Source organism: Acidovorax sp. LjRoot117, assembly GCF_964252695.1.
In the GTDB taxonomy this organism is placed as follows: Bacteria; Pseudomonadota; Gammaproteobacteria; order Burkholderiales; family Burkholderiaceae_C; genus Acidovorax.
The window spans coordinates 13720-39978 of record NZ_CAXUPO020000016.1 but is presented as its reverse complement, the minus strand read 5'-3'; the positions used below and the strand labels follow the sequence as shown (position 1 = coordinate 39978).

The 26259-nt window shown below is 66.4% G+C and carries 22 protein-coding genes; 8 read left to right on the top strand and 14 right to left on the bottom strand.

Annotation, left to right across the window (positions count from 1 at the left end):
* Positions 1-61 precede the first annotated feature (61 nt).
* The 3 genes from ACSQ3D_RS25615 to ACSQ3D_RS25605 form a co-directional block, all read right to left on the bottom strand.
* Positions 62-745, bottom strand: a complete 684-nt coding sequence (locus tag ACSQ3D_RS25615; RefSeq protein ID WP_436128708.1) for a hypothetical protein — start codon at positions 743-745, stop codon at positions 62-64.
* Positions 746-869: 124 nt separating this feature from the next.
* Positions 870-1340, bottom strand: coding sequence for a hypothetical protein (locus tag ACSQ3D_RS25610; RefSeq protein WP_436128707.1), 471 nt, complete (start codon positions 1338-1340; stop codon positions 870-872).
* A 12-nt stretch (positions 1341-1352) separates the two neighbouring features.
* On the bottom strand, positions 1353-2048 hold the full coding sequence (locus tag ACSQ3D_RS25605) for a hypothetical protein (protein ID WP_436128706.1): 696 nt from the start codon (positions 2046-2048) through the stop codon (positions 1353-1355).
* Positions 2049-2325: 277 nt separating this feature from the next.
* Here ACSQ3D_RS25605 and ACSQ3D_RS25600 point away from each other — a divergent pair, with 277 nt between their 5' ends.
* The 3 genes from ACSQ3D_RS25600 (at position 2326) to ACSQ3D_RS25590 (ending at position 5273) form a co-directional block, all read left to right on the top strand.
* Positions 2326-4002, top strand: coding sequence for a DUF4139 domain-containing protein (locus ACSQ3D_RS25600; RefSeq protein WP_436128760.1), 1677 nt, complete (start codon positions 2326-2328; stop codon positions 4000-4002).
* 136 nt (positions 4003-4138) lie between these two features.
* Positions 4139-4651, top strand: coding sequence for a phosphatidylglycerophosphatase A family protein (locus tag ACSQ3D_RS25595; protein ID WP_056420500.1), 513 nt, complete (start codon positions 4139-4141; stop codon positions 4649-4651).
* 100 nt (positions 4652-4751) lie between these two features.
* Positions 4752-5273 carry a CinA family protein gene (locus tag ACSQ3D_RS25590; RefSeq protein WP_436128759.1) on the top strand — a complete coding sequence of 174 codons (522 nt, stop codon included), beginning with the start codon at positions 4752-4754 and terminating at the stop codon, positions 5271-5273.
* Positions 5274-5383: 110 nt separating this feature from the next.
* Here the strand turns inward: ACSQ3D_RS25590 and ACSQ3D_RS25585 are convergent, their stop codons facing one another.
* Complete coding sequence (locus ACSQ3D_RS25585) at positions 5384-6871, bottom strand: SulP family inorganic anion transporter (RefSeq protein WP_396504852.1); 1488 nt, start codon at positions 6869-6871, stop codon at positions 5384-5386.
* 177 nt (positions 6872-7048) lie between these two features.
* Complete coding sequence (locus ACSQ3D_RS25580; protein ID WP_056420509.1) at positions 7049-7924, bottom strand: UPF0149 family protein; 876 nt, start codon at positions 7922-7924, stop codon at positions 7049-7051.
* Between the two features lie 239 nt (positions 7925-8163).
* Between ACSQ3D_RS25580 and ACSQ3D_RS25575 the strand changes: the two genes are divergently transcribed.
* The 3 genes from ACSQ3D_RS25575 to ACSQ3D_RS25565 all read left to right on the top strand — a co-directional run bounded on the left by ACSQ3D_RS25575 (position 8164) and on the right by ACSQ3D_RS25565 (position 12812).
* Positions 8164-9906 carry an FMN-binding glutamate synthase family protein gene (locus ACSQ3D_RS25575; RefSeq protein ID WP_436128705.1) on the top strand — a complete coding sequence of 581 codons (1743 nt, stop codon included), beginning with the start codon at positions 8164-8166 and terminating at the stop codon, positions 9904-9906.
* Entirely contained in the window at positions 9903-10733 is an 831-nt protein-coding gene (locus ACSQ3D_RS25570) for a hypothetical protein (protein WP_436128704.1), read from the top strand. The genes ACSQ3D_RS25575 and ACSQ3D_RS25570 overlap by 4 nt, the downstream gene beginning before the upstream one ends.
* A 342-nt stretch (positions 10734-11075) precedes the next feature.
* Entirely contained in the window at positions 11076-12812 is a 1737-nt protein-coding gene (locus ACSQ3D_RS25565; protein ID WP_436128703.1) for an ABC transporter ATP-binding protein/permease, read from the top strand.
* A gap of 174 nt (positions 12813-12986) precedes the next feature.
* Here ACSQ3D_RS25565 and ACSQ3D_RS25560 read toward each other — a convergent pair whose 3' ends face one another.
* Positions 12987-13469, bottom strand: coding sequence for a putative toxin-antitoxin system toxin component, PIN family (locus ACSQ3D_RS25560; RefSeq protein ID WP_436128702.1), 483 nt, complete (start codon positions 13467-13469; stop codon positions 12987-12989).
* Entirely contained in the window at positions 13459-14748 is a 1290-nt protein-coding gene (locus ACSQ3D_RS25555; RefSeq protein ID WP_436128701.1) for a THUMP domain-containing class I SAM-dependent RNA methyltransferase, read from the bottom strand. Before ACSQ3D_RS25555 ends, ACSQ3D_RS25560 begins: the two co-directional genes overlap by 11 nt.
* Before the next feature lie 845 nt (positions 14749-15593).
* On the opposite strand from ACSQ3D_RS25555, the gene ACSQ3D_RS25550 reads away from it, so the two are divergent.
* On the top strand, positions 15594-17528 hold the full coding sequence (locus ACSQ3D_RS25550; RefSeq protein ID WP_436128700.1) for an O-antigen ligase family protein: 1935 nt from the start codon (positions 15594-15596) through the stop codon (positions 17526-17528).
* 630 nt (positions 17529-18158) lie between these two features.
* On the opposite strand, the gene ACSQ3D_RS25545 is transcribed toward ACSQ3D_RS25550, so the two are convergent.
* The gene (locus tag ACSQ3D_RS25545) at positions 18159-18602 is read right to left on the bottom strand and encodes an acyl-CoA thioesterase (RefSeq protein WP_436128699.1); all 444 of its coding nucleotides are present in this window, start codon (positions 18600-18602) and stop codon (positions 18159-18161) included.
* Between the two features lie 225 nt (positions 18603-18827).
* Between ACSQ3D_RS25545 and ACSQ3D_RS25540 the strand changes: the two genes are divergently transcribed.
* Positions 18828-19343 (top strand): glutaredoxin domain-containing protein, encoded by a 516-nt coding sequence (locus ACSQ3D_RS25540; RefSeq protein WP_162240453.1) that lies wholly within the window; start codon positions 18828-18830, stop codon positions 19341-19343.
* Positions 19344-19430: 87 nt separating this feature from the next.
* Here ACSQ3D_RS25540 and ACSQ3D_RS25535 read toward each other — a convergent pair whose 3' ends face one another.
* The 6 genes from ACSQ3D_RS25535 to argS all read right to left on the bottom strand — a co-directional run bounded on the left by ACSQ3D_RS25535 (position 19431) and on the right by argS (position 25871).
* Positions 19431-21041: an RNA polymerase factor sigma-54 gene (locus ACSQ3D_RS25535; protein ID WP_436128698.1), complete on the bottom strand. Its 1611-nt coding sequence runs from the start codon at positions 21039-21041 to the stop codon at positions 19431-19433.
* Between the two features lie 99 nt (positions 21042-21140).
* On the bottom strand, positions 21141-21935 hold the full coding sequence (gene lptB, locus ACSQ3D_RS25530) for an LPS export ABC transporter ATP-binding protein (RefSeq protein ID WP_436128697.1): 795 nt from the start codon (positions 21933-21935) through the stop codon (positions 21141-21143).
* A complete protein-coding gene (lptA, locus tag ACSQ3D_RS25525; protein WP_436128696.1) occupies positions 21932-22582 on the bottom strand; it encodes a lipopolysaccharide transport periplasmic protein LptA in 651 nt (216 codons plus the stop codon). Before lptA ends, lptB begins: the two co-directional genes overlap by 4 nt.
* 185 nt (positions 22583-22767) lie before the next feature.
* The gene (locus ACSQ3D_RS25520; protein WP_436128695.1) at positions 22768-23415 is read right to left on the bottom strand and encodes a thiol:disulfide interchange protein DsbA/DsbL; all 648 of its coding nucleotides are present in this window, start codon (positions 23413-23415) and stop codon (positions 22768-22770) included.
* An 86-nt stretch (positions 23416-23501) separates the two neighbouring features.
* Positions 23502-24152, bottom strand: a complete 651-nt coding sequence (locus ACSQ3D_RS25515; protein ID WP_056420539.1) for an SPOR domain-containing protein — start codon at positions 24150-24152, stop codon at positions 23502-23504.
* A gap of 9 nt (positions 24153-24161) precedes the next feature.
* The gene (gene argS / locus ACSQ3D_RS25510; protein ID WP_436128694.1) at positions 24162-25871 is read right to left on the bottom strand and encodes an arginine--tRNA ligase; all 1710 of its coding nucleotides are present in this window, start codon (positions 25869-25871) and stop codon (positions 24162-24164) included.
* Between the last annotated feature and the right edge of the window lie 388 nt (positions 25872-26259).

Here is a 26259-nt window from a genome sequence, read left to right as displayed (position 1 = left end):
ACTCTGGATCAGCCGCCTTCGGGGCAACTCTCAACCTCGCCTTGGGGCAGCGAGCAGACCTTCAAAAGTTATTGTCTGCAACCAATGGCACTTGCGTGTCCCAATGTCGGAGCTGGACACAAGAGTCCCAGCCATCATCGCTGGAGCACATCGCCATCGCGGCCCTGGATAGATGCTGTTGGAAACGCGGAGTCTCGAAGACTAGTCGTCGTATGTCATTCCACAAGGCCACCGCATCGTCCGTTTCAAAGGTGAAATTGAAATAGAGACCATCTTCATCGCCGCTGTCAAAGCTATGGCACGTTACAAGGGCGTGATCGTCTGCGACCTCCTGGAACAAGGCTGAAAGCTCTTTGATATCCAGGCTAGGCGATCTGTCTGGTTGAACTTGAACGGAGATTGATCTCATCCTGTGTCCTGATGTCCGTTTTTGGACGCTTGTAGTCATTGAGGGGGTGAACGGCCCTCGTACAACCCGGCCGGAGCCCACGACCTTCGGGCCTTCCAAAACGTCGAAATGGGTTCCGACCAGCAGCGCGCAGTAATCGACTTCGGGGTCATACATCAATGCGGCAACGGCACGGACTGTCGATCCAGGGCTCGCGTGCGGGCCATCAACAAATGAGACGCCGAGGTACTCGCCGCCTTCCACGCGCAGGTGCGGGCGATAAACGCCACCGGTCAGGACGGGCATCTTTGCACGGCCCACGATGGTTAATTCCAGTTCGACAAAACGTCTAGACATGCGTCAGCTCCTGGCATTCAGCAGCATGCTACCAACCGCTTAAATCGCCCCTCCGTCATTTCGCCTGTGCCTGTGGCTGCGTGCCAGTTGGCCGGTGAGCAACCGCAAAAAAAAGAAGAGAACCCTACTCCCCCTCCCGCTTCGGATTCCCCCGCACCACGAAGTGCCGCGAGAACCCCGCGGGCCGACTCACACCGGTCGGCTCCGACCACAGCGGAACCCGAAAGCCAGGCTCCGCCAGCACCTGCACGCTCCAGTCGGTATCGCCGATGAAACGAAACCGCAGCGTGTCCGGCTCGGGCGACGGAAGCAGCGAGAACGAGCCCGTGGAATACATCGCCCCCAGCGTTGCAGTGTCGATGCACTGCAGGTCCGCATCGAGCAGGTGGATATGCAGAAATTCTTCCGCCGGGACGTCGTCGGTCGTCAGCAGCAGCGTGAAGCCTTGCCATTGCGCAGCCGCCTCCAGCACCGCACCGGGCACATGGCGACCTGTGGCCTGGCCGTTGCGCAGGATGTGGCAGTGGGCGGGTGCGTCGTCGGGGCGGCCTGCCAGGCGCTCGACCGACAGCTCTTGGGGTGTGAGCAGGTGCATGCGGGCCACGCCTTACCAGAAGTAGTCCACGCCGAAGGCCGCCAGCGCGCCGCCGACAAAAGCACCGACGGTGACGCACACAGGCGCCCCGGGGCCGCAGGCCAGGCCGGCCAGGGCGCCGCCGGCGATGCCGCCGCCAATGCCGGCGCCGGTGACGGCCACTTCGCGGCGGGCGGCGCCGGCCTTGTCTTCGGCCTTGGCGATGGAATACACGGACAGGGCGATCGACAGCACCAGCAGGCCCCGCCCAGCGCGCGAGAAGTTGCGCATGGTGGCGGTCACGCGCGGGTTCGACGTGCCGGCGGATTTGACGATCTCGGCATACACCGCGTTCTGCTGGGTGGTGGAGAGCCGGCCAAAGTCCGCGCCGGCGCCGTGCAGTTGCTGCGTCTTGCGCGCGATGAGTTCGTTGAGCGTCTTGCCTTCGCGCTTGAGGCGCTCGGCCATCGCGCGGCCCACCGGGGTGCTGCGGCCGCGGATGACTTCCATGATGGCGTTGCGGGCCTCCTGCGCCTGCTGGGCGGCCTGCGCCCAGGTCATGCGCCCGCTGCTCACCTGCCCGCGCAGTTCGTTGGCCATCGCCTGGATCTGCATCGAATACGCCTGGCGCGCGGTGGCGTCGATGGTCAGGTGCGTGCCGGCGTTGGCGATCTCGAACTCCAGCGCCCGGATCGCGGAGTCAAAGGCGGTCTTGTCGTTGTCCTGCACTCGGTGCTCCTCGTGGTTGGATGGATGGATGGATCGCGCGGCGACGGCGGCCCCCTGGCGTTTTAAACGGAGCGGGCGAACATGCCCCTAGGGCACTCCCCGAAAATCGTTACAAGAAGTGGCTGCAGCGACGGCGCCAACCCCCTGAATCCACCGCTGCCTGCCGCCCCGGGCCTGCTAGCATCCGGCACCCGATCCACACCCCTTCGAGGAGCCTGCGATGCCCAGCCCCACCGCGTTGCGCCCACGCGCTTTTGTCGTCCACCGCGCGTGGTGGATGGCCTGCATCGTCAGCGGGGTGGGCGCGCTGCCCTTCGTCGCCATGGCGCAGGACGCGCCACGCCCCGCGGCCGGCGACACATCACGCATCGCCCGCGTCACCGTGTACCCCGGCAGCGCCACCGTGGAGCGCGTGGCCCGCGTGCCATCCGGCGCGCGCAGCCTGACCATTGGCTGCCTGCCCGCGTCGATCGATGCGCAGAGCCTGCAGATCAGCGCCGACGCCGCCGTGCGCGTGGGCGAGTTCAACGTGCTGACCGAAGACCGCGATGTGGCCGCCGCCTGCGCGAGCCCGCTGGACGGCCGCATCCGCGAGCTGGAGGACCAGATCGCCGGGGTGAAGGCCGAGGCCTCGGCGCTGCAGCTGGTGGACGGCTACCTGCGCGGCGTGGCCGGCGTGGGTGGTGCGGTCACGGGCGACGACGCCACGGCAGCGGCCACCACGGCGACCGCCACCAACACCCGCATCGCCAGCCCCACGCCCGCCCAGATCACGGCCACGGCCGAAGTGCTGCGCAAGTCCGGGCAGGACGCGTTTGCACGCACGCACCAGCTCAAGCGCAAGCAAGAGGCGCTCGAACTCGCCTTGAAGCCCCTGGTGGCCGAGCGCGACCGCGTGGCCAGCCAGCGCGCACGCGTGGTCTCCGTGAGCATCAACCTGGCGGCAGAGCGCGACGCCGAGCTGCGCCTGTCGTACCAGGTGCGTGGACCGGGCTGGCAGCCCACCTACCGCGCCACGCTGGATGGCGCCAAGTCGACCGTGCTGCTGGAGCGCCAGGCGCTGGTGGCGCAAAACAGCGGCGAGGACTGGACGGGCGTGCAGCTCACGCTGTCCACCGGCCAGCCCGGCCGCGCCACGCAGGGCCGCCTGCCGCGCGCCTGGACGCTGGATGTGGCACCACCGCCGCAGCCCGTGGGTGCTGTGGCGCCCGTCATGGCGATGGCTGCGCCCGCGCCACCAGCGGCTCCTGCCCCCCTGGCTCGCGCGCGCATGGCCGAAGACGCCATGCCCAGCTTCGACGTGAGCTCCATCGACAAGGGCTTTGCCACCGAGTTCGCCGTGCCGCAGCGCATCACCGTGCCGTCCAGCGGCCAGCGCGTGACGCTGGCATTGGGCAGCCAGACGGCCCCCGCCACGCTGATCACGCGCACGGCACCCGCGGTGGAAGAAGCCGCCTACCTCGTCGCACAGATGGCGCAGCCTGCGGGCGTGTGGCCGGCGGGCACGGTGGGGCTGTACCGCGACGGTGCCTTCGTGGGCACCGGGCGCATCGACTTCGCGGCGGCCAGCGCGGGCGCGCCTGCGGGCAGCACCAGCCTGTCGTTCGGCCGCGATGAGCTGGTCACCGTGCGTGCCGAGGCGGTGCAGGACCTGACCGGCAGCACGGGTTTCACCGGCTCGCGCACCGAGCGCAAGACGCGCCGCGCCTACAGCGTGGACAACCGCCACAAGACCGCCATCACGCTGCAGGTGCTGCACGCGGCGCCGGTCTCGCGCAACGAGAAGATCGAGGTCGAGTCGCGCTACCAGCCCCAGCCCGCCGACCTGGCGTGGGACCGCACGCCCGGCACCGTGGCCTGGCAGCAGAGCCTGGCGGCAGGCGCCACGGCGCAGTTCAGCGCCGAGCACACCATCCGCTACCCCAAGGACGTCCAGCTTCAAGAACGGCAGTAACGCGGCAGCCGCTGCGGATACGGCGGATACGGCGGCCACGGCATCCAACCAGCCGCCGGGGCGCACCGGCGCCGCTGGGTGACAATCCAAGGGCAGGCACCACGACGGGCCTGCCCTTTCTTTTTTTGCTGCCGACATGCCCTCCGCCCCAGACGCCCTGCGCCCCACCGTGCGCTTCCTGCTCGCCCACCCGGCCCACTTCATCGCGCTCGGCTTTGGCGCGGGCCTCTCGCGCAAGGCGCCGGGCACCGTGGGCACGCTGTGGGCGTGGCTCGCCTACCTGGTGCTGCAGCAGTGGATGACGCCCTGGCGCATGGGCCTGCTCATCGCCGGCGGCACGCTGGTGGGCTGGTGGGCCTGCACCACCGCCGCGCGCCACCTGCGCGTGGCCGACCCCGGCAGCATCGTGTGGGACGAGATCGTCGCCTTCTGGCTGGTGCTGTGGCTGGCCATGCCCATGGGCTTCTGGGGCCAGCTCACGGCGTTTGCGCTGTTCCGCTTCTTCGACGCGGCCAAGCCCGGGCCCGTGGGCTGGGCCGACGGCCTGTTCAAAGGCTTTGGCTGGCGCGGGGGCTGGGGCATTTTGTTCGACGACTTCGTGGCGGCGTTTTGCACGCTGCTGGTCATTGCGCTGTGGCGCTTCTGGTAGGCCGCTGCGCGGGGCCCGCCGGCCCTGCACCTGTACCGCGCCGCCAGTTTGTGGCAGCCTAGTGGACTTGCCGACAGGCGCTGCGGAGACTCCGATGACCATGACGTCACTATCAAAAAGTGAGCTGATAGCGCTTGACAGTACAGCGCTGGATGCCAATTTGACGCAGATTTCGCTGCGCCTGCTGCAGCACCGCCACATGCTGGCCACGGCCGAGAGCTGCACCGGCGGCATGATCGCCGCGGCCTGCACTGACCTGGCGGGCTCCAGCCAATGGTTCGAGCGCGGCTTCGTCACCTACTCCAACGCCGCCAAGACCGACATGCTGGGCGTGCCCGCCGCGCTCATCGAGCAGCACGGCGCAGTGAGCGAAGCCGTGGCGCGCGCCATGGCCGACGGCGCGCTCACCCACTCGCAGGCCCAGGTCAGCCTGGCGGTCACCGGCGTGGCCGGCCCCACGGGCGGCAGCGACGAGAAGCCGGTGGGCACCGTGTGGTTTGCCTGGTGCGTGGGCGGCGAGACGCACAGCGAAATGCAGCACTTTGCAGGCGACCGCGGCACCGTGCGGGCGGCCACGCTGCGCTATGCGCTGCAGCGGCTGCTGGGGTGGTTGCCAGCGTGACCGCGCCAGGGGCAGTGATCACGATGCACTGACCACCTCGGCGCCTGCCGGGCTCGCCGGCCCGCGGTGCAGCCCCGGGGTGCAGCCCGATCAGCGCCTGCGCAACCCCATCAGCCCTTGTCGGCTGCCATGCGGTCGATCAGCACGCCGCTGGCTTCATTCAGCCCCAGCACCTGTACCGTGCAGCCGTGGTGGCGCAGGCGCTCTGCCACCTTGTCGAGCGCGGCCACGGCGGTGATGTCCCAGAAGTGGGCGTGCGTGACGTCGATGACCACCGCGCGGCCCTCGGCGCCCAGCACGTCGAACGCCTCGATGAACGCGTCGGCCGAGGCGAAGAACACCTGGCCCGTCACCCGCCAGGTGCGCACGCCGGTGGCATCGTCGTCGTGCACCTGCACCGCCAGCATGCGCGACACCTTGAACGCAAAGAACACGCCGCTGAGCAGCACGCCCACGGCCACGCCCGCCGCCAGGTTGTGCGTGGCGATGGTGACCACGACCGTGGCCAGCATCACCGCACTGGACAGGCGCGGGTGGCGCACCAGCGCAGTGAGCGACCTCCAGTCGAAGGTGGAGGCCGACACCATCACCATGATGGCCACGAGCGCGATCACCGGCACCCGGGAGACCCAGTCTTTCAGCGCCACCATGAGGATGAGCAGGAACACGCCGGCGAACAACGTGGACAGCCGGCCGCGCCCGCCGTATTTCACGTTGCCCACGGCCTGGCCGATCATTCCGCAGCCCGCGATGCCGCCGAACAGGCTGGCCGCGATGTTGGCCACACCCAGGCCCGCGCACTCGCGGTTCTTGTCGCTCGGGGTGTCGGTCATCTCATCGACCACGGCGGCGGTGAGCACCGATTCGAGCAGGCCCACCATGGCAATCGCCAGGGCCGGGAGCAGGATGATGCGCAGCGTATCGAGCGACAGCGGCACGCCGGGCCAGCCGAAAACGGGCAGCGAGTCCGGCAGCTTGCCCAGGTCCGCCACCGTGGGCAGATGCACGCCCAGGCTTTGCGCCAGCAGGGTCAGCGCCACCACGCAGATCAGCGGCGACGGCACGGCGCTGAGCGCCGGCAGCCGCAGTACGCCGCCCAGCCACGGCAGGCCGTAGATGATGGCCAGCCCCAGTGCCAGCATGGCCCAGGTGGCCACGCCCTGGCCCTGCAGGTGCGGCAGCTGCGCGGCAAAGATCAGCACCGCCAACGCGTTGACGAAGCCGGTGCGCACCGAGCTGGAGACGAACCGCATCAGCACGCCGAGCTTGAGCAGGCCGAACACCAACTGCACCAGCCCCGCCAGCAAGCCCGCCGCCAGCAAATAGCCGAGCCCGTGCGACTGCACCAGCGGCGCCGCCACGAGCGCCACCGAGCCCGCCGCGGCCGACACCATGGCCGGCCGGCCGCCCACGAAGGCGATGACCACACTGATGACGAACGAGGCGAACAGCCCCACCGACGGATCGACCCCCGCCACGAACGAGAACGCGATGACCTCGGGGATGAGCGCAAACGTGGCGACAGCGCCTGCCAGCAGCTCGCGCGGAATGCTGGGCGCCCATTCGGCGCGCAGGCGGGTGAGATAAGCGGGTGTCATACAGCGCAAAACACAGCGCGCCCTGAAGGGGCGCGCGACATGGATTTCAAACAAAAATGGCTGCTACCGCTCTTGTGGCAAGTGGCAGTAGCTATCAAATAAATAGCAAAAGGTCTGTCCGGCACGACAAGGGTTTGGCAGGGCTGATCACGCTCCGCCAAGCCCCATCACGCGCCATCACGCCCCGTGGCACTTCTTGTACTTCTTGCCGCTGCCGCAAAAGCAGGGGTCGTTGCGGCCCGGCTCGGGGGCCTTGCGCAGGGTCTCGACGCGTGGGCCCATGCTCTTCCAGATCTGGCGCAGGTCGTACACGGCCCAGATGGCTTCGCCGAAGGCTTCCACGCGCGCCTGGCTGGTGCTGGGCGGGCCGTCTTCGCTGTACATGCAGACCTCGGGCTTGCCGGTGTCGTCTTCGGTCAGGGCCACGATGCTGCTCAGCGCATCGTCCAGCCAGCGGGCGGCTTCCTTGTCGCGCGGGGCGGCCCAGTCCTCGGGCCAGTTCTCCACGGCGAACATGAAGCCCAGCGCCCACACCTGGCCGAAGGACGGCACTTCCTGGTCGTTGTCCATCTCGGCGCGCTGCTCGTCGGTCAGGCTGGCGACGGCGCCACGCATGTCCATGGCCTCGGGCTGGAAGGTGCGCTCGTCGTCCAGCGTCTCGACCTTGGCGTCGAGCTGTGCCTCCACCTCGGTCCAGCGGCGCTGCCACAACTCCAGAAAGCGCGCCTGCTGCGCAGCGTCGGCAAAGGCGGACAGCAGCGGCAGGGGCTCGCCGTCGGCGATGTCGAGCTCGGCACCGTCGCCCAGCAGCATGGGCAGGTATTCGGCCGGGGCAATGGGGCGGCGGCTGCAGATCACGGCGGTCAGGAAGCCGTCGCAGAACTCCCACTGGGGGATTTCCTCGCCGCGCGAACGCAGGTCGTCGAGGATGTTGTCGATCTCTTCGAGCTCGTCCGGGCCGAGGCCTGCGGGGAAGCCGGCGGGCAGCGTGGACAGATCCGTGCCGGCGGTGTCGGCCGTGGCTGGGGTGGAGGGGGTGGCAGGCTGGGTCATGGGGGGGCTCCGTTCGTCGGTGCGGGTCGGTGTTCAGGGTGCAGGGTGCGGTGGGCCCATGGGCAGCCAAGGCGGCGCCGAAAGCTCCTGGACGCAATTTTTTACTTCTATGATGCGCGTGCGGCAAGCGCGTCGGGCGCTCCAGGGCCGGCGCCCGCAGGCTGGCGGCGCCGTGCGCCACGGTGCAAAAAGGCGGCCAGTGTAGCCCGCTGCCGCTTTCCGCAGAACCAGGACACCCCATGATCCACCAGCTCAACTCCCTGTACCCGGTGCGCTACACCGCGTTTGTGCTCAGCATTTTTGCGCTGCTGCTGTCGCTGTTCGCCTTCGTGGCATTCGGCGTGGCGCTGCCGGTGGTGCTGGTGTGCGCCGCGCTGGTGGCGCTGGGCGTGTACGACCTGCAGCAGACGCGCCATGCCATCTTGCGCAACTACCCGGTCATCGGGCACCTGCGCTTCATGCTGGAGTACATCCGGCCGGAGGTGCGCCAGTATTTCATCGAGAGCGACAGCGAGGCCGCCCCGTTCTCGCGCGCGCAGCGCTCCCTGGTGTACCAGCGCGCCAAGGGCGACCCGGACAACCGGCCCTTCGGCACGCACCTGGACGTGGGGGCGCAGGGCTACGAATGGGTGAACCACTCGCTCGCGCCCACCGAGCTGCCGTCGCACGACTTCCGCGTGTGGATCGGCGGCAGCCCGGACAAGCCCTCGCAGTCCGTCTCGCCCTGCACCCAGCCCTACCACGCGAGCATCTTCAACATCTCGGCCATGAGCTTTGGCGCGCTGTCGGCCAATGCCGTCCTGGCGCTGAACCAGGGCGCCCGCAAAGGCGGCTTCGCGCACGACACGGGCGAGGGCAGCATCAGCCAGCACCACCGGGTGCATGGCGGCGATTTGATCTGGGAGATCGGCTCGGGCTACTTCGGCTGCCGCAATGGCGACGGCACCTTCAGCGAAGAACGCTTCACGGCCAATGCCAGCGACCCACAGGTCAAGATGATCGAGCTCAAGCTCAGCCAGGGCGCCAAGCCGGGCCACGGCGGCGTGCTGCCCGGCGCCAAGGTCACGGCCGAGATCGCAGCGGCGCGCGGCGTGATGGAGGGCGAGGCCTGCATCTCGCCGGCCAGCCACAGCGCGTTCCGCAATCCGGTGGAGATGATGCAGTTCATCGCCAGGCTGCGCACGCTGTCGGGTGGCAAGCCCACGGGCTTCAAGTTCTGCCTGGGCCACCCGTGGGAGTGGTTCGCCATCGTCAAGGCCATGCTGGTGACCGGCATCACGCCGGACTTCATCGTGGTCGATGGAGCCGAGGGCGGCACGGGCGCGGCACCGGTGGAGTTCAGCGACCACGTGGGCGCGCCGCTGCAGGAGGGCCTGCTGCTGGTGCACAACACCTTGGTGGGCGTGAACCTGCGCGACCGCGTGCAGATCGGCTGCGCGGGCAAGGTGATCAGCGCCTTCGACATCGCGCGCATGATGGCGCTGGGCGCCGACTGGTGCAACGCGGGGCGCGGCTTCATGATGGCGCTGGGCTGCATCCAGGCGCAGACCTGCCACACCGGCCACTGCCCCACCGGCGTGACCACGCAGGACCCGCTGCGCCAGCAGGCGTTGGTGGTGCCCGACAAGGCCACGCGCGTGGCCCAGTTCCACCGCAGCACGCTGCATGCGCTGCAGGAGCTGGTGCAGGCGGCCGGCCTCACCCACCCCAAGGACATCACCGCGCACCACATCGTGCGGCGCATCAGCGACACCGAGGTGCGCCTGCTGTCCAACCTCATCACGCGCGTGCAGCCCGGCGCGCTGCTCGGCCCGCTGGAGGCGCAGCACAACGTGTTCCGGCTGTACTGGCCGCTGGCCAATGCCCACAGCTTCGCAGCGCGCGAGCCGGAGCTGGAGCCGTCGGTGCCGCACCATGTGGAGGTCGCACAGGCGGCAGTGGCCGTGACGCAGGCGGTGGCCGCCGCCGACGTGGCGGCATGACGGGCGAGCGACTGGCGGGCACGGCTGCGCCCCACCCCACCGACTACAGCGCCTTTCTGCGGCAGCAGCTGGCAGCGCAGCCCCACAACGTGATGGGCCATGTGCTGAGCGGCGAGCAGATCTGGATCAAGCGCGCGGGCGCGCCCCACGGCCAGGGCCGCTACCGCGCCATGGCCCTGCTGGCGGGCCTGCTGCGCCTGCCAGTGCTGCGCCCCGTGCCCAACCCCGGCGGTCCCGCCGCGATTGCGACCGAGGTACGGCGCCTGACCGACCTGGCCGCGCGCGGCATCCGCGTGCCGGCGGTACTGGCCGCGCAGACCGATGGATTCGCCATGCGCCACCTGGGCCGCGTGGGCGAGGAAACGCATTCGCTGGGCAACGAGATCGACGGCGCGGTGCGCGCAGGCGACGCCACCGCGGTGCTGGCGCTGTGGCAGCAGGGCCTCAACACCCTGGCCCACGTGCACCGCCAGGGCACCTGCCTGAGCCAGGCGTTCGCGCGCAACCTGGTGCGCTGCCCGGACGGCGAGGTGGCCTGCATCGATTTCGAGGACGACCCCGCCGCCGTGCTGCCGCTGGCCCTGTGCCATGCCCGCGACGCGCTGTGCTACGCCCACTCCACGGCGATCTACCTGCCCGCCAGCGGCACGCTGCACGAGGCCCGCGCCCGCTGGGCGGCGTGGGTGGCGCAGGGCACCCCGGATATGCAGGCCGTGCTGGCCACCAGCATCGGCCGCATGCGCTGGATGCGCCACCTGCCCACCAGCCGCCGCCTGGGCCGCGACCTGCAGCGCGTGCGGGCCGCGTACGACCTGCTGGTGCCGTAGGCGGCACGGTGGCAACGCCCTCCCCTGGGCATGCCGCGGCGCTTTGAGGGGAATCGGCGCAAAGCCCCCAACCATGCGGGTTGCGCGGCCATCGGCAGGTCGCGCAACCCGCCGTAATGTCCGGTAGGCATTGGCTGACAGGACCACGGGGGCCCGGGACCTATCGTGCAGGCAGGTGTTTTGCACCACGACCCTCAGCTTCCCTGCCTCATGCCACATCCTGCTTCCGCCGCTGCCCTGCCTGACCCGACCGCTGTCTCTTCAGCCAAGCCCCCGCCTGCCAAGAAAAAGCCCCGCCGCCGTCGCCCACCCACGCTGTCCTGGTCGGCCTGGAAGCAGTTCATGAGCGTGGCCCGCCCCTACTGGACGGGCGACAAGAAGCGCACCGCCTGGGGCCTGCTCGCACTGCTCATCGGGCTCATGGTGCTGGAGACACAGCTCGCAGTGATGCTGATCGACAAGAGCGGCGAGCTGACATCCGCCCTGGCCGCCAAGCAGGCCGACCGGTTCTGGGCCGCGGTGCGCGGCAGCCTGCTGGTGCTGGCGTTCGCCGTGCCGGTGTACGCGTTCTACTACTTCATGCGCGATGCGTTCTCCAACCACTGGCGCCGGTGGCTCACCCACCGGTTTCTCGACGGCTACCTGGGCGAGCGCAAGTACTACGAGATCGGCACCGGCAACGAGATCGACAACCCCGACCAGCGCATCAGCGAAGACATCAACACCTTCACCGGGCGCTCCACGCACTTTCTGCTGATCTTTCTCGGGTCGCTGATGCAACTGGTGGCGTTCAGCGCGGTGCTGTGGTCCATCTCGCACACGCTGGTGGCGTTTCTGGCCGCGTATGCGCTGCTGGGCACGTTCGGCGCGCTGTACTTCTTCGGTGCGCCGCTCATCCGGCTCAACTTCTGGCAGATCCGGCGCGAGGCGGACTTCCGCTTCGGCCTCATGCGCCTGCGCGAGAACGCCGAGTCCATCGCGTTCTATCGCGGCGAGCCGCAAGAACGCGCCCAGCTCAACCGCCGGTTCGAAGCCGCATTCAACAACTTCAGCCGCCTCATCAAGAAGCAGCGCTCGCTCAACCTGTACCAGCGTGCTTTCAGCCAGCTCACGCTGGTGCTGCCGGCCATCATCCTGGCCAACGGCGTGCTGTCGGGCGAGATGGAGGTGGGCCGCGCGATCCAGGCGGCCGGCGCGTTTGCGGCCGTGCTGGCCGCGGTGTCGCTGATCGTGGACAACTTCGAGAGCCTGAGCCGGTTCGTCGCGGGCATCGACCGCCTGCACGTGCTGTCGCAGGTGGCGCTGAAAACGCCCGCCGCGCCCACCCCATGGGCAGAAAAGCCCGTCGCACCCCCCGCCGCGCCGCCCGCCGAAGCACAGCAGGTGCCCACGGAAGACTTCACGTCGCAGATCGAGCTGCGCAGCGGCGATGCGCTGTCCATCGAAGGCCTCACGCTGCACACGCCCCAGTTCGGCAGGCTGCTGGTGCAGGACCTGTGCGTGGCGCTGAACCCGGGCGACGCCCTGCTGATCACCGGCCCGAGCGGCTGCGGCAAGAGCTCGCTGCTGCGCGCCGTGGCCGGGCTGTGGCGCTCTGGCAGCGGCACGGTGCAAAGCCCGTCGCTGGACGACATGTTCTTCCTGCCGCAGCGCCCCTACATGCAGCTCGACACGCTGCGCAGCCAGATCATCTACCCCGCGCGCAAGACAGCGCTGAGCGACGCGCAGCTGCTGGAGCTGCTGCAGGCGGTGCACCTCGAATCGCTGGCAGAGCGCGTGGGTGGACTGGACGCCTCGCACGACTGGGAGAAGCTGCTGTCCACCGGCGAGCAGCAGCGCCTGGCGTTTGCCCGCGTGCTGGCCAAGCAGCCGCGCATCGTGATCCTGGACGAGGCCACGAGCGCGCTGGACAGCGCCAACGAAGCGGCGCTGTACGAACGCCTGCGCGAGAGCGGCACCACGCTGGTCAGCATCGCCCACCGGCCTGCGGTGCTCAAGCACCACACCCATGTGCTGGAGCTCAAGGGCGACGGCGCCTGGCAGCTGCACGCGGCCGGCGACTTCCGGTTCGCGGCGTAAGCCAAGGAAGCCGCAGCGCCGCCTTCACCCTTCAAACGGGTGTGCGTTCCATCATTCCATACCGCTCGGGCGGAGCCCGTCGAAGCCCTGCGCGGCCATGTGGCATGGCTGTCCTGAGCCCGTCCAAGGGCTCCGCGGGAACGGTTCTTTGGATTTCTGGAGATTAAGGGAGTATCAGGGGGTAGCCACCTCGGGCTGCGTCAGCACCAGGGCGGTCGCCACATGCGCACCCAGGGTCAGCAGGCGCTTTCGCATGCAGATCACGGCCTTGTCCTTGCTCAGCAGGATGGCGCGGTGCGCGGCGGCCAGGTCGATGAACTTCTGGTCGTCCGTGTCCTTGCACACGTACTGCACGGGCGCGGCGATGTCCACCAGCCGCGCCTGGGCGTCGAAGGCGGCCAGCACCTGCGCGGCATCCACCTGGTAGTAGTCCATGCGCGAGACGATGTGCGGATAGGCCAGCACACGCTCGAGCTCATCGCGCATGACCTGCGTGGCGATCCAGTCCAGGCGCCGCTTTGCCAGCAGCGCCCGCAGCGGCACGGTGGCGGGGTCCGAGAAGATCAGCAGGTCGAGCGCGACGTTGGTGTCCACCACCACGGGGCGTGCGGGCTCTTGCGGCGCTGCCTCGGCGGGCAGGTGCAGCTCAACCCGCATCGCGGGGCCCGGTGTCGGCGGCCTTGGCGGGGCGCTCGCGCACCGCGCCCTTGATCATGTCGAAGCGGAACATGCGGCACTCGATGGGGCCGTTCCACATGGGCACGCGGCGCGACTCCTTCAGACGCATCTTCCCGGGCAGCTTGAGGTCGGGCGTGAGCATCCAGGCCGTCCAGCCGCTGTAGTTCCTCTTCCAGTGCGTGGCCAGTTGGCTGAAGAACTCGCCACCGTCCTCGGTGTGCGCCTCTTCACGGCCCACGGCCATGCCCTGGGCCCGGTCGGCTGCGCGCTCGCCCGCGTTGCGGCCCGCGGCACCGGCGGCGGCAATCCGCTCGCCGTAGGGCGGGTTCAGCAGCATCACGCCCGGCTGTTCGCTGGGCGGCATGCGCTGCAGGGCGTCGCCGCCGCGCAGCTGCACCGCGTCGGCCACCCCGGCGCGCTCGGCGTTGCGCACCGCGAAGTCGACCATCCGGAAGGCGACATCACTGCCAAAAATCGGCACAGCGCTCGCCTGGATTGCGCTTTCAGCTTCTGATTTGATAGCAGACCACACATGTCCCTGGAACGGCAGCAGTTTTTCGAACGCAAAGCGCCGCACCATGCCGGCCGGGATGCGGCAGGCGATCTGCGCGGCCTCGATGGCGATGGTGCCGCTGCCGCAGCAGGGGTCGTACAGCGGCACGGGGTTGTCGCCCAGGGGGTCCCAGCCGCTGGCGGCGATCATGGCGGCGGCCAGCGTCTCCTTGAGCGGGGCGTCGCCCTTGTCCTCGCGCCAGCCGCGCTTGAACAGCGGCTCGCCGGAGGTGTCGATGTAGATCGTGGCCTCGTCGGTGGTCAGGTGCAGGTGGATGCGCACGTCGGGCCACTGGGTGTTCACGTCGGGCCGCACGCCGCTCTTGGCGCGAAAGCGATCGGCCACCGCGTCCTTGACCTTCAGGCCCGCGAAGTTCAGGCTCTGCAGCGGGCTGTGCTGGGCCGTGACCTCGACCTTGAAGGTCTGGCGCGTGGTGAACCAGATCTCCCAGGCGACGTCGCTCGCGGCGGCGTACAGGTCGTTCTCGGACCGGTAGGGGCGGTGGGCCAGCTGCACCAGCACGCGCTGCGCCAGCCGGCTGTGCAGGTTCAGCAGCAGCGCCTCGCGCCAGGAGGCGCGCAGCAGCACGCCGCCCCGGCCGACCAGCAGGTCCTGCCCCGTGAGGCCGGTGATGGCATGCACCTCGTCGGCTAGATAGCCCTCGACGCCCGCGGCGCAAGGAAGAAAGAGTTGGAGTTGGTTCATATCAGCGCAGAGGATAAGCCTTCTGCCCTTAAAGGCGCTATCTGGCGCTCAAAGTAGGTGGGCGGCACTTCCAGCCACCAAAAACACTTCGGCAAGTCACCACATGCTGTGAGATCGCGACTGGTGAGTTCGATAAATGAGCCAAGAGCCATTGACTTCGATTGTCAGATTCGATTGCACTTCGCGCTCGGTTTCAGCGACCGTAAGTCTCCAGGACGTTGTGTTGTGACATGCAGGCTGTATGTCACCTGAAGGTGGATTTTTGGCGCCTGATGCAGTCCAATCGGGGCAACTCATCTGGTCCCGGTTGCACTCGTGAAAAGAGCTATCAAGTTGTTCATGCGCAGCCTTGGCGGTGCTTCACCGAGCAGATTGGACATTAAAATTCATACAGCTACTGATGAGCGTAATCTGCGCCGACTTAGAAAACCGTAATACCGCATCCAGAGATGCTTACTCTCATTAGACGCCGCGCCACTTGCAGATTCATCCGTTCACTTGCGCGAACGACGCTTGGGCCGGAATCCAAATTTTGGCCAGCCAAATAATCTTACCTTGCCTATAGTGGGAAAAATACGTTGTTAGACTTGAACAAACCCGAAGTCACTGACTCCAACACCACAATGGTTCGCGCCTTACTGACGGCAGGGCTGGTGGCAACTGCGCTTATAGCGACGCCTCAACAATCCGTAGGCCCTGACATTTTTAAGAGCGCGACTGGAGCATTAATAATAATATTAGCGTTGGCAATCTGGCTTTGGCCTGGATTGAGCAGGCGCGACATAGTATGGCATCCATTTTTATGCGCACCGATAAGCTTGAGCCTCTACGCTATTCTTTCGACCTTGTGGAGTCCCGCCGGGACGGCACTCGTTGAGGCAGGCAGATGGGCATTAATTACCGCAATTTTGCTATTGGCGCTCAACACAACCCGCCGCAACTACTTCGAAAGTATTGCCCAAGCGATGCACTGGGCATGTGTAGCATTAAGTGTTCTTGCTTTAGCTCAATTCTGGCTTGGCCTCGAATGGTTTCCAGCCAGGGCTGCCCCAGGCTCCACCTTCGGCAATCGCAATTTCTTTGCTGAACTGCTGGCGGCAACTTTTCCTCTATCACTATGGCTGTCATTTCGACGACAGACAATCATATCGAACCTCAGAACAACATTGGGTTTTTCGATAATTATAGTTGCATTAATGAGCACAGGCACCCGTGCGGCACTGATCGCCGCCATCTTTGCCACCATTGCAATGACTGTGCTGCTTGCATATACCAAGCACAAGAGCCTCATGCTCTCCAAGCCGCTTGTTCTTCTCGCCACTATTATATTTATATCGCTAACTGTACTTGGCCTAGGCTCTATCCCGAGCACTAATGACGATATTTTACGCGACGATATAGAAATGAAATTTGGCCGTACCGCCATTGAGCGAACGGCAAAACGACTTGGTAGTCTTGTCCAGGCCGACACCTATGAAGAAGACTCCTCTTTCGGGATTCGCAGGGCCGGATGGTCTGCTGCTTGGCAGATGATTCAAAAGCACCCCATTCAAGGGATTGGCGCTGGGGGATGGAATAACGTTAGTCCACTGTACATGCCTGAGCAGTTGGACACCCAAGCCATATGGATGGCGCACAATGAGCCTTTGCAGCTTGTCGTGGAGTATGGGGTTGTGGGCTGGATGGCTCTGTTGTCGTCGGGTGTGTTATTGACATTTGCATCAGCACGCAACCTATCGCGACTGCGTTCGGAGTCGCGGGTGAAGGCGTTTCAGGCCCTACGACCAATGGTCATAGTTATATCTTTGATAGTGATGGGAGTAACGAGTTTGAGCGGACTGCCACTTCACGCAGCAGCCACTTGTTATTTGCTGGCGATATATTTAGGATTACTGCTCACAAGCTCCTGTAAGACCCGAAAATTTACTCTCCCTCAAATGGTTTCACTAGGCGCGCTGGTGCCCAGACTGGCAGTCTTGTGCCTGTTGACCGCAGGCATTGCAATTTCTATTCAGGCCATCCGCTTTGACTACTATGTACGTCAAGGTGTAGGTGCTTTACAAGGCTTGGCGGAATCGCCACAGTTACGTAGCAATCCAAAATTCGCCGAATTACGAGATCATGCGTTTTCAGACATAGACAAAGGTTTAGGCATTTATCCAGAGCACACACTTCTTCTCATGCCAGCCATTGGCTCTATGGTTAAGCTCAATGAGTATGATCAAGCTCTTGTCTATTTGCAAAAGATCCTCGCTCATATCCCACATTTGACAGATGCCCAATGTCAAGAAGTGCAAATGCAGGCCAATTTAAAACGCTTCGATGCAGCTGAGGCAATCCTCAGCCGTATCGAACGCGCGCGTCCTCAAGCGGTGTGCCTACCTATCACCAAGTTCGTTCTTGCTTACAAAAGAGAAGATTTCCTGGAAGCAACCAATCTGGGCAAGGCTCAGATTGAAAAAGTTAAGATCGGCAATCGACCAGACGAAGCCCGCTATTTGGTCGATTACACCTATAGAGCAGCCATTAGAATTTCCGACTGGGATACTGCATTAAAGGCGCTTGCTGTACGGGCAACCTTATGGCCTGAACTGAAAGCAGGCTCTTGGCTTCTTGCCGCACGATTGCAGGCCGGGTTGGCACAGAGCCGTATTTCTCCAGAAGCGATCGACTCGTATAAAAAGGCGCTTTCTGCAAGCACTACATCGGAGCGCCAGCAGATTATTCGCGATCTTCCTCCCACTTATCGGGATGTACTCCAGCCGAACCAAACAAAATAACACCCTCAATTATTAGGAACTTGCTATTTTTGGGTAAAATATTTATAACTGCCGAATGAAGATTACTAGACGGAAATTTCGCAGGTCCTTGGCCGTTGGGCAATGACTCTCCTTGCAGGCAGTAAGCGCATGATGAGGCCCTGCGCATCGGACTGAATGTCTCAAACAACAGAGCTGAAGAGCTTGTCAGCAAACAGGCTCGGCACGCGGGCTCAGCCGGCGAATGCGGTTACCACGACCACCAAGGCGGTCGCTATCGCCGTGGGCCACGACCAGCAATTGACCCCGTCCTAGCCAGTCGTGGCGAGCAACCCACACGGCGCCTGAGTCTGGCAGCTAGCACCAGGGTGGGCGCAGGATATGCATAGGGGCTACTATGACCGGTTTGACGGCTACAGGGCATGATCGATGACACACATACCCTGTCCGCTTCTCACTGCAAAGCGCGCCCCTTCGCATGGCAAGCCTGCTAATAGGCGAGCGAATCTGCCCAGTCAAGGAAAATTTTCCGCCAAACAAATGCGTGTCAGTCGCCACGGGCAAGGTTGCAGAGCTTCCGCCCGCAACAGGCCCGGTTGTTTTTTCTGGGGCGACGAGCCCTCGCGTATTGCCCAGACAGCGTGCAATAGGTTAACCCTGGTGCAACACACTGCTCCGTAGCAGTTCACGGATCGTAGGCGGCATCGCCGCCGCCTTGCGGTCGCGCTTGCCGATGAAGACGATACCGATCTTGCCGCGGGCCACCTCGCGCCCCGAGGTCTTCTCGGTCATGCGGAACACGAGGTCGAAGCCATAGCGGTTGAAATCCACCGGCGCCATCTCCACGCACATGGTCTCGCCATGAAAGCCCTCGGACTTGTACTGCGCCACGATGTCGCCCACCACGATGGACAGCCCGCCCACGTCGGCCTCCGGGTAGCCCAGCGACTGGAAGAAACGCACGCGCGCCTCGGACACCAGGCTCAGCAGCTGCGCGTTGTCCAGGTGCCCGCCCTGGTTCACATGGCTGATGTAGATCTGCATCTCGGTGGAAAAACCGAACTGCGCGGGAAGGTCGAAGACGATGCGGGCCATGGCTGGGCGGTGGGGGTGGAGCGGAGGTGGAAGCGTGGAACAAGGACAACGGGCGGGCACCCGCGGTGGCGGCGTGCATGCGGTACTGCGCAGGGCCGCTGGGTGCCGGGGATTTTCTGCAGCGACAGGCCCTGCGGCCCACGGCGGGTGGTGCCATGGGGCGGTGCGGCACATCCGGGCAGCTTCTTGCTGACAGCACGCCCGGTGTCTCTTATGCTCGCAGGCATGAGATTTTACCGGAGCCCCTCCCCCGGCCTTTTCCGCCAGGCCGTAGCCGCCACGCTGGCAATGGCCGCGCTGGTGCTGGCACCGATGGCGGGCGCCCAGACGCTCTACAAAACGGTGGGCCCGGACGGCCGGGTCGTCTACAGCGACAAGCCCCCCACGGGCGTGGGTGTGGACAAGGCGATGAAGCTGGACAACCTGCCGGTCAGCGTGGTGCCGGGTGCAGAGCCCCGCGCGGCCGACCGCAGCCCCAAGACCGAGCCCCCCGCCGCAGCACCCCGTGGCGACGTCGTGCTCTACATGGCCACCTGGTGCGGCTACTGCAAGGCCGCCAAGGCGTACCTGGCGCAAAAGGGCATTGCCTACCGCGAGCTGGACGTCGATACGCCGGTGGGCAAGGCGGCCTTTGCACAGATTGGCGGGCGGGGTGTGCCGGTGCTGCTCACCAACGGCCAGCGGTTGTCGGGCTTCAGCGCGCAGTCCTACGACGCCGTTTTCGCGCCCCAGCGCAAGTAGCCTGGCCTCGCACCCCACCGCACCGCAGTTGGCGGGCCGGTGGGTGGGCGGCGATCTTCCGGCGCAGGCCCTGCAGCGCTGACAGAGCTACAGCGCCTTGCGCAGATTGGCCGGCGCGATCTTGAGCGCTTCGCGGTACTTGGCCACCGTGCGGCGTGCGCACTCGATGCCCTGCTCCTTGAGCATCTCGGCGATCTGGCTGTCCGACAGCGGCTTGGTGGGGCTCTCGGCCGCGACGAACTGCTTGATCAGCGCGCGCACGGCGGTGCTCGACGCATTGCCGCCCGTCTCGGTGCCCAGGCCCGAGCCGAAGAAGTACTTGAGCTCGTAGGTGCCGATGGGCGTGGCCATGTACTTGGCGGTGGTCACGCGGCTGATGGTGGACTCGTGCAGGCCCAGCTCGTCGGCAATGTCGCGCAGCACCAGCGGGCGCATGGCCAGCTCGCCATGCGTGAAGAAGTTCTTTTGCCGCTCCACGATGGCGCGCGAGACGCGCAGGATGGTGTCGAAGCGCTGCTGGATGTTCTTGATGAACCAGCGCGCCTCCTGCAGGCGCTGCTGCATGCCCTGGTGGCCTTCGCCGCCCTTGTGGCCGCGCAGTGCGCCGGCGTAGATGTCGTGCACGCGCAGGCGCGGCATCACGTCGGGGTTGAGTGCGACGATGAAATTGTGCTGCCCGTCGCGCCCGTTGGCGCGGCCCGCTTTGCGCACGATGACGTCGGGCACGATGATGTTGCGCTCCACGTCCACAAACTTGCGGCCCGGGCGCGGCTCCAGCCGGGCGATCAGGGCCATGGCGGCGCGGGTGCGCTCCTCGCCGTCGCCGCACAGCTGCGTCAGGCGGCGGATGTCGCGGCGCGCCAGCATCTCCAGCGGCTGCTGGCACACGCGCAGCGCGGTCTGCACGGTGTCGGGGTCGATCTCGCTGTCTTCGTCCGCGGCCAGCGCCTTGAGCTGCAAGGTCAGGCACTCGCCCAGCCCGCGCGCGCCCACGCCCACGGGCTCCAGGCTTTGCAACAGGCGCTGCGCCACCGTGAAGCGGTGCACCAGCTCCTCGATCTGCTCCAGGTCGTCGGGGCCGGCCAGGCTGATGGCCAGCTCTTCGAGCGGGTCTTCGAGGTAGCCGTCGTCGTTGAGCGATTCGATCAGGAACCGCAGCGCCGCGCGGTCCACCTCGGACAGGCGCAGCGACAGCGCCTGGCGGTGCAAAAAGGCAGTGAGCGATTCGTGCGTGCGGGCCAGCTCGGTGGCGTCGGCCTCGTCGCCTTCGGCATCGTTGCGGTTGCGGGCGGGCGCATCGCCGCCCCATTCGGTGTCGTTCGGTGCGACCTCGACGGTGCCGTCGCCGCTCCAGTCGGGCTCGTCGCTGGCGCTGCTGCCCGGCTCGGAGTCACCCAGCGGGCCGTCGGCCGCGGTATCGCTGGACGTGCTGGCGGTGGTGGCGCCGGGGGCGTTGGAATACAGCGTGTCGTCCGCGCTGTACTCGTCGGGCTGGGCAGGAACGTCGGCCGCCTCCAGGCCGAACTCTTCGCGCGGTGCCTCCTCGGCATTGCGCTCGAGAAACGGGTTCTCGTCGAGCATCTGCTCGACCTCCTGGCCCAGCTCCAGCGTGGACAACTGCAGCAGCCGGATGGACTGCTGCAGCTGCGGCGTGAGCGCCAGGTGCTGCGATACGCGCAGTGACAGGCCGGGCTTCATCGGGCAGCCGCCTTGCGGCCTGCAGGGCGCGCGGCGCACGCCGCCCCGCGGGGCGGCACAAAGGAGAGGCGGGGGTCGAACGTAAGGTCCATCGGTCTGCTACATGCGGAAGTGTTCGCCCAGGTACACCCGGCGCACTTCGGCGTTGTCGACGATCTCGGAAGGGGTTCCCTGCGCCAGCACCTGGCCGTCGCTGATGATGAACGCGTGGTCGCAGATGCCCAGCGTCTCGCGCACGTTGTGGTCGGTGATGAGCACGCCGATGCCCCGCGCCTTGAGGAATCCGATGATGCGCTGGATCTCGATCACCGCGATGGGGTCGATGCCGGCGAAGGGCTCATCCAGCAGGATGAAGCGTGGCTGCGTGGCCAGGGCGCGGGCGATCTCCACGCGGCGGCGCTCGCCCCCGGACAGGGCCATGGCGGGCGAGGCCCGCAGGTGGTCCACCCGCAGCTCCTGCAGCAGGGCGGTGAGGCGCTCTTCGATGGCCTCGCGCGGCAGCGGCTGGCCGTTCTCGCCGCGCTGCAGCTCCAGCACGGCGCGCACGTTTTCCTCGACCGACAGCTTGCGGAAGATGGACGCCTCCTGCGGCAGGTACGACAAACCCAGGCGCGAACGGCGGTGGATGGGCATGTGGGCGACCGACTGGCCGTCGATACGGATGTCGCCCGCATCGCTGCGCACCAGGCCCACGATCATGTAGAACGAGGTCGTCTTGCCCGCTCCGTTGGGGCCGAGCAGCCCGACGACTTCGCCCTTTTGCACGGTGAGCGACACATCCTTGACGACCTTGCGGCTGCCGTACGACTTGGCCAGGTGCTGCACCTCCAGCCGGCTGCCGACCTGTGGGTCTGCAGCGGAGGGTGCGCCGGACGAGACAGGCTGCGCGCTCACTGGGCGCCGCCGCCGAGGGTGTTGCTGGGGCGCAGCGCCGGTGCCGACGACGGCGCGGCAGGTGCTGCGGCGCCCGGTGGCGGGTCCTTGGGCGCCAGCACTGCGCGCACGCGGCTGCCAGGGGCCGGGGTGTCGCCTGCGGTGCTGGTGGACGGCTTGCGCTGGCCGTCCACGGTGAACACGTCGGTCAGGTTGTTGTAGACGATGACGGCGCCGGTGATCTCGTCGCTCAGCACCGCACCGCGGTAGCGGCGCAGCTCGGCGCGGGTGATGAAGCGCACGTTGTCGGCCTTGCCGTCGTACTCGATGACCTCGCTCTCGCCCTCGATGAACTCGTCGGGCGCACCAGGCACGGTGTCGCGCTTTTGGCGAAAGAACGCGCGCTTGCCCGCCTCGGCCGTCACCACCCCGTACTGGTAGCCCTCGGCGTCCTGGCGCACATCCAGCCGCGCACCGCGCAGGATGATGGACCCCTTGGTCATGACCACGCGGCCGGTGAACACGCTGGTTTGCTTGAGCTCATCGTGCCGCAGGGCGTCGGCCTCGATGTTCATGGGTTTGGCGCGGTCAGCCTTTTCAGCATGGGCAACGCCATGAATGCAGGCCAGGGCCGTGAGCAGGAGGGTTGGGAGGATGCTGTGTTTCATAGGGCACGAATCTTGCAGTTCATTGTAGCCACCCCAAGGCATGCGCCATGGAAAAAGACCCGCACGCTTCCACGCGCGTGGGGTCTCTGGCCCTAAGGAGTCGCTTCCTCGGCGCGGGACGGCAATGAAAAAAGCCCGCATCCGCGGGCTTTTTCGTGGGGCATGCCGGGCCAGGCGGCTCGGGCTTACTTCTGCTTGGTGAGGAACTCCACCACTTGCAGCACGTTCTGCATGTTGCCGGCCATGGTGCCGTCGGTGTAGTACTTGCCGGCCACGCCCATTGAGGGCACGCCTTCGACGCCGTAGGCGTCCTGCAGCTGCGATGCGCGGCGCACCTGGTTCGACACGGTGAAGGAGCTGTAGATTTCCTTGAACTTGGCGGCGTCCACGCCCTGCTGGGTCACCCAGGCCAGGATTTCGTCGTCCTTGGCGAGCTTGGCTTTCTCGACATGGATGGCGCGGAACACCTTGGCGTGCAGGGCTTCGAGCTTGCCCATGCCCTCCAGCGCGTAGAACAGCTTTTGCTGCGGCACGAAGCTGGCGTTGAACGCCACGGGCACGCGGCGGATGGACAAATCCTTGGGCGCGGCCTTGACCCAGGCATCGAGCGTGGGTTCGAACGCGTTGCAGTGGGGGCAGCTGTACCAGAAGAACTCGATCACATCGACCTTGCCGGCGGGCGCGTCGAGCGTCACGGGCTTGTCCAGCCGCTTGTAGTCCTTGCCCTCCTTGAACTGGCGGGCCTGGGCCAGCGCGGGCGTGGCGACGGGCAGCGTCAGGGCGGTGGCGGCGACTGCCGAAGCAGTGGACAAAGAAAACTCACGGCGTTTCATGACAAAGACTCTCCTAGTTCAGGTCTGGGGGATGGGAGCCGCGCCCCCGGAAAAAGTTCAGCCCGCGCAGTCCGCAGGCCCGCCGTTCAACGCTGCACGCGCACCAAGGCCGACTCCACGCCCGTGCCGTCCAGCTTTTCCTTGAGCTGCTCGGCGTCGTCGCGCTTGGCAAACGGACCCACGCGCACCCGGAAGACCGGCCGGCCGTTCTGCTCGCGTTCGCTCACGCGGGCTTCCCAGCCCAGCATGGCCAGCTTGGCGCGCTGGGCGTCCGCGTCGGCCTGGGTGCGGAAGGCACCGGCCTGCACGAAGTAGTCGAACGGGTCCACATTGCCCTTGGCAGCAGCCTTGGCCACGGCCAGGTCGCCCAGCGGGTCGGCGCCGGGCTTGCTCTCGGCCTTGGCGGCCTCGGGCTTGCTGGCGGCCGGCTTGGGTGCGGAGGCCGCAGCCCGCACATCCGGCGCCGGCGCCGCGGCGGCGGGCGCCGACGCGGGGGCAGAAGCCGCGGCCACCGGGGGGCGGGCCGGGTTCTTGCCGTACAGCGGCGAGTTCGGGTCCCAGTTCTTGTTCTTTTGCGACTCGGCCGCGTCCAGGTCGACACCGCGGCCATTGCTTTTGTTCAGGAAGGGTACCGGCACCTTGGTCACGAACACGGCCACCGCCAATGCGGCGCCCAGGCCCACGATGACCCCCACGATGAAGCCGATGATCGTCCCGCCCGTCTGTTGTTTCTTCATAGTGACTGCTTACATTCTGGCTGGAGCCGATACGCCCAGCACGGCCAGGCCATTGTGCAATACCTGTGCGGTGGCCGCGACCAGCGCCAGGCGGGCCTTCTTCACGGCCTCGTCGTCGACCAGGATGCGCTCGGCATCGTAGTAGCTGTGGTAGCTGGCGGCCAGGTCGCGCAGGTAGAAGGTGACGTCGTGCGGCGCCTCGCCGTCGGCGGCGGCCGTGAGCATCTCGGGGTACTTGGCCAGCTGCAGCATCAGCGCCTGGGCCTGCGGGCCCTGCAGCGCCGACAGGTCGACGCCGTGCAGCGACGCCACGTCACCACCGCCGGCCTCTTGCCAGGCCCGCAGCACCGACTGGATGCGCGCGTGGGCGTACTGCACGTAGTACACCGGGTTGTCGTTGTTCTGCGCGACGGCCAGGTCCACGTCGAAGGTGTACTCGGTGTCGGGCTTGCGGCTCAAGAGGAAGAAGCGGACCGCGTCCTTGCTGGTCCACTCGATCAGGTCGCGCAGCGTGACGTAGCTGCCCGCGCGCTTGCTGATCTTGACCTCTTCGCCGCCCTTGACCACGCGCACCATGGTGTGCAGCACGTAGTCGGGGTAGCCCAGCGGAATGCCCACATCGGCCGCCTGCAGGCCGGCGCGCACGCGGGCGATGGTGCCGTGGTGGTCCGTGCCCTGGATGTTGACGACCTTGGTGAAGCCGCGCTCCCACTTGGCGATGTGGTAGGCCACGTCGGGCACGAAGTAGGTGTACGTGCCGTCCTTCTTGCGCATGACCCGGTCCTTGTCATCGCCGTAGTCCGTGCTTTTGAGCCACAGGGCGCCGTCCTGCTCGTAGGTCTTGCCGTTGGCGACCAGCTTGTTGACCGTGGCGTCCACGCGGCCGCTGGTGTACAGGCTCGACTCGAGGTAGTACTCGTCGAACTTCAGGTTGAAGGCCTGCAGGTCCTTGTCCTGCTCGTTGCGCAGGTAGGCCACGGCGAACTGGCGAATGGATTCCACATCATCCACATCGCCGCTGGCGGTGAACTCGCGGTCGTCGGCCTTGACGGTTTTCTTGGCCAGGAAGTCGTTGGCGATCTCCTGGATGTACTCGCCGTTGTAGAACGCCTTGGACGCCGGGTTCTCCGGGTCGGTAGGCCAGCAGTCGTCACCGGGCTTGAAGCCCTTGGCGCGCAACTGGGTGCTGGTGGTCAGCGTGTGGATCTGCACGCCCGCGTCGTTGTAGTAGAACTCGCGGTGCACCTTCCAGCCCTGGGTGCTGAACAGGTTGCAGATCGCGTCGCCCAGGGCAGCCTGGCGGCCGTGGCCCACGTGCAGGGGCCCGGTGGGGTTGGCCGAGACGAACTCGACCAGCACGCGCTGGCCGTTGTCCTTTTGGTAGCCGAAGCGCTCGCCGGCGGCCAGCACCTCGCGCACCACTTCCTGCTTGGCGGCGGGCTTCAAGCGGATGTTCAGAAAGCCGGGGCCGGCGATCTCGATGGCGTCGACCCAGCGGGTGAAGGCCGGCGTGCCCTCCAGCGCCGCCTTGAGCTGCTCACCCAGCGCGCGCGGGTTGAGCTTGAGCGGCTTGGCCAGCTGCATGGCGGCGGTGCAGGCGAAATCGCCATGCGCGGCCACTTTGGGGGATTCGAAGGCAGCCCGCCCCGCAGAGCCGGGCGACAGTTTTTCCAGCTCGCCGGCCAGGGCCGCGAGCAATTCATTTTTTGCAGTGAGCATCGGCGGATTTTACGGGGCGTCCCATGCCGTCTCCCGGCACCCTGTGGCAACGGGCACCATGTGTGCTTTTTTTGCTTCTCGCCAGAGGGCGTGCGGGACGGAGGAAGTCTGTGCGGGGAGTGATCGTCAAGACGCCGTGGCGCTGGCTTCGGCGGTGCGACATCATTGTTGCCCGGGCGGCTGGCATACGGCGCCAGACGGCACCAGCCAGCTCCAGCACACGCTGCGCAGCCGTTCACCAAGCGGTCGCGCCGCAAAAACAACCAATGACCCAGGGGCACGGCGCATAAGCTGCCGAAGGGGTCGGTGCCGCACTGTTTCGCGTTGTAGGCCCGCACGTTCTATGGTGCAATTCCGCCGGGACCCACCTACAACGCATTCACTCCAG

Bases quoted from the DNA above. Each gene is read 5' to 3' on its own strand.
- ACSQ3D_RS25615 (WP_436128708.1), bottom strand. From the start codon at position 745: ATGTCTAGACGTTTTGTCGAACTGGAATTAACCATCGTGGGCCGTGCA.
- ACSQ3D_RS25570 (WP_436128704.1), top strand. From the start codon at position 9,903: ATGACGGGCGAGCGACTGGCGGGCACGGCTGCGCCCCACCCCACCGAC.
- ACSQ3D_RS25585 (WP_396504852.1), bottom strand. From the start codon at position 6,871: ATGACACCCGCTTATCTCACCCGCCTGCGCGCCGAATGGGCGCCCAGC.
- ACSQ3D_RS25515 (WP_056420539.1), bottom strand. From the start codon at position 24,152: ATGAAGAAACAACAGACGGGCGGGACGATCATCGGCTTCATCGTGGGG.
- ACSQ3D_RS25580 (WP_056420509.1), bottom strand. From the start codon at position 7,924: ATGACCCAGCCTGCCACCCCCTCCACCCCAGCCACGGCCGACACCGCC.
- lptA (WP_436128696.1), bottom strand. From the start codon at position 22,582: ATGAAACACAGCATCCTCCCAACCCTCCTGCTCACGGCCCTGGCCTGC.
- ACSQ3D_RS25595 (WP_056420500.1), top strand. From the start codon at position 4,139: ATGCCCTCCGCCCCAGACGCCCTGCGCCCCACCGTGCGCTTCCTGCTC.
- ACSQ3D_RS25555 (WP_436128701.1), bottom strand. From the start codon at position 14,748: ATGAACCAACTCCAACTCTTTCTTCCTTGCGCCGCGGGCGTCGAGGGC.
- ACSQ3D_RS25600 (WP_436128760.1), top strand. From the start codon at position 2,326: ATGGCCTGCATCGTCAGCGGGGTGGGCGCGCTGCCCTTCGTCGCCATG.
- ACSQ3D_RS25535 (WP_436128698.1), bottom strand. From the start codon at position 21,041: ATGAAGCCCGGCCTGTCACTGCGCGTATCGCAGCACCTGGCGCTCACG.
- ACSQ3D_RS25560 (WP_436128702.1), bottom strand. From the start codon at position 13,469: ATGCGGGTTGAGCTGCACCTGCCCGCCGAGGCAGCGCCGCAAGAGCCC.
- ACSQ3D_RS25575 (WP_436128705.1), top strand. From the start codon at position 8,164: ATGATCCACCAGCTCAACTCCCTGTACCCGGTGCGCTACACCGCGTTT.
- ACSQ3D_RS25545 (WP_436128699.1), bottom strand. From the start codon at position 18,602: ATGGCCCGCATCGTCTTCGACCTTCCCGCGCAGTTCGGTTTTTCCACC.
- ACSQ3D_RS25520 (WP_436128695.1), bottom strand. From the start codon at position 23,415: ATGAAACGCCGTGAGTTTTCTTTGTCCACTGCTTCGGCAGTCGCCGCC.
- ACSQ3D_RS25590 (WP_436128759.1), top strand. From the start codon at position 4,752: ATGACGTCACTATCAAAAAGTGAGCTGATAGCGCTTGACAGTACAGCG.
- ACSQ3D_RS25565 (WP_436128703.1), top strand. From the start codon at position 11,076: ATGAGCGTGGCCCGCCCCTACTGGACGGGCGACAAGAAGCGCACCGCC.
- ACSQ3D_RS25540 (WP_162240453.1), top strand. From the start codon at position 18,828: ATGAGATTTTACCGGAGCCCCTCCCCCGGCCTTTTCCGCCAGGCCGTA.
- argS (WP_436128694.1), bottom strand. From the start codon at position 25,871: ATGCTCACTGCAAAAAATGAATTGCTCGCGGCCCTGGCCGGCGAGCTG.
- ACSQ3D_RS25610 (WP_436128707.1), bottom strand. From the start codon at position 1,340: ATGCACCTGCTCACACCCCAAGAGCTGTCGGTCGAGCGCCTGGCAGGC.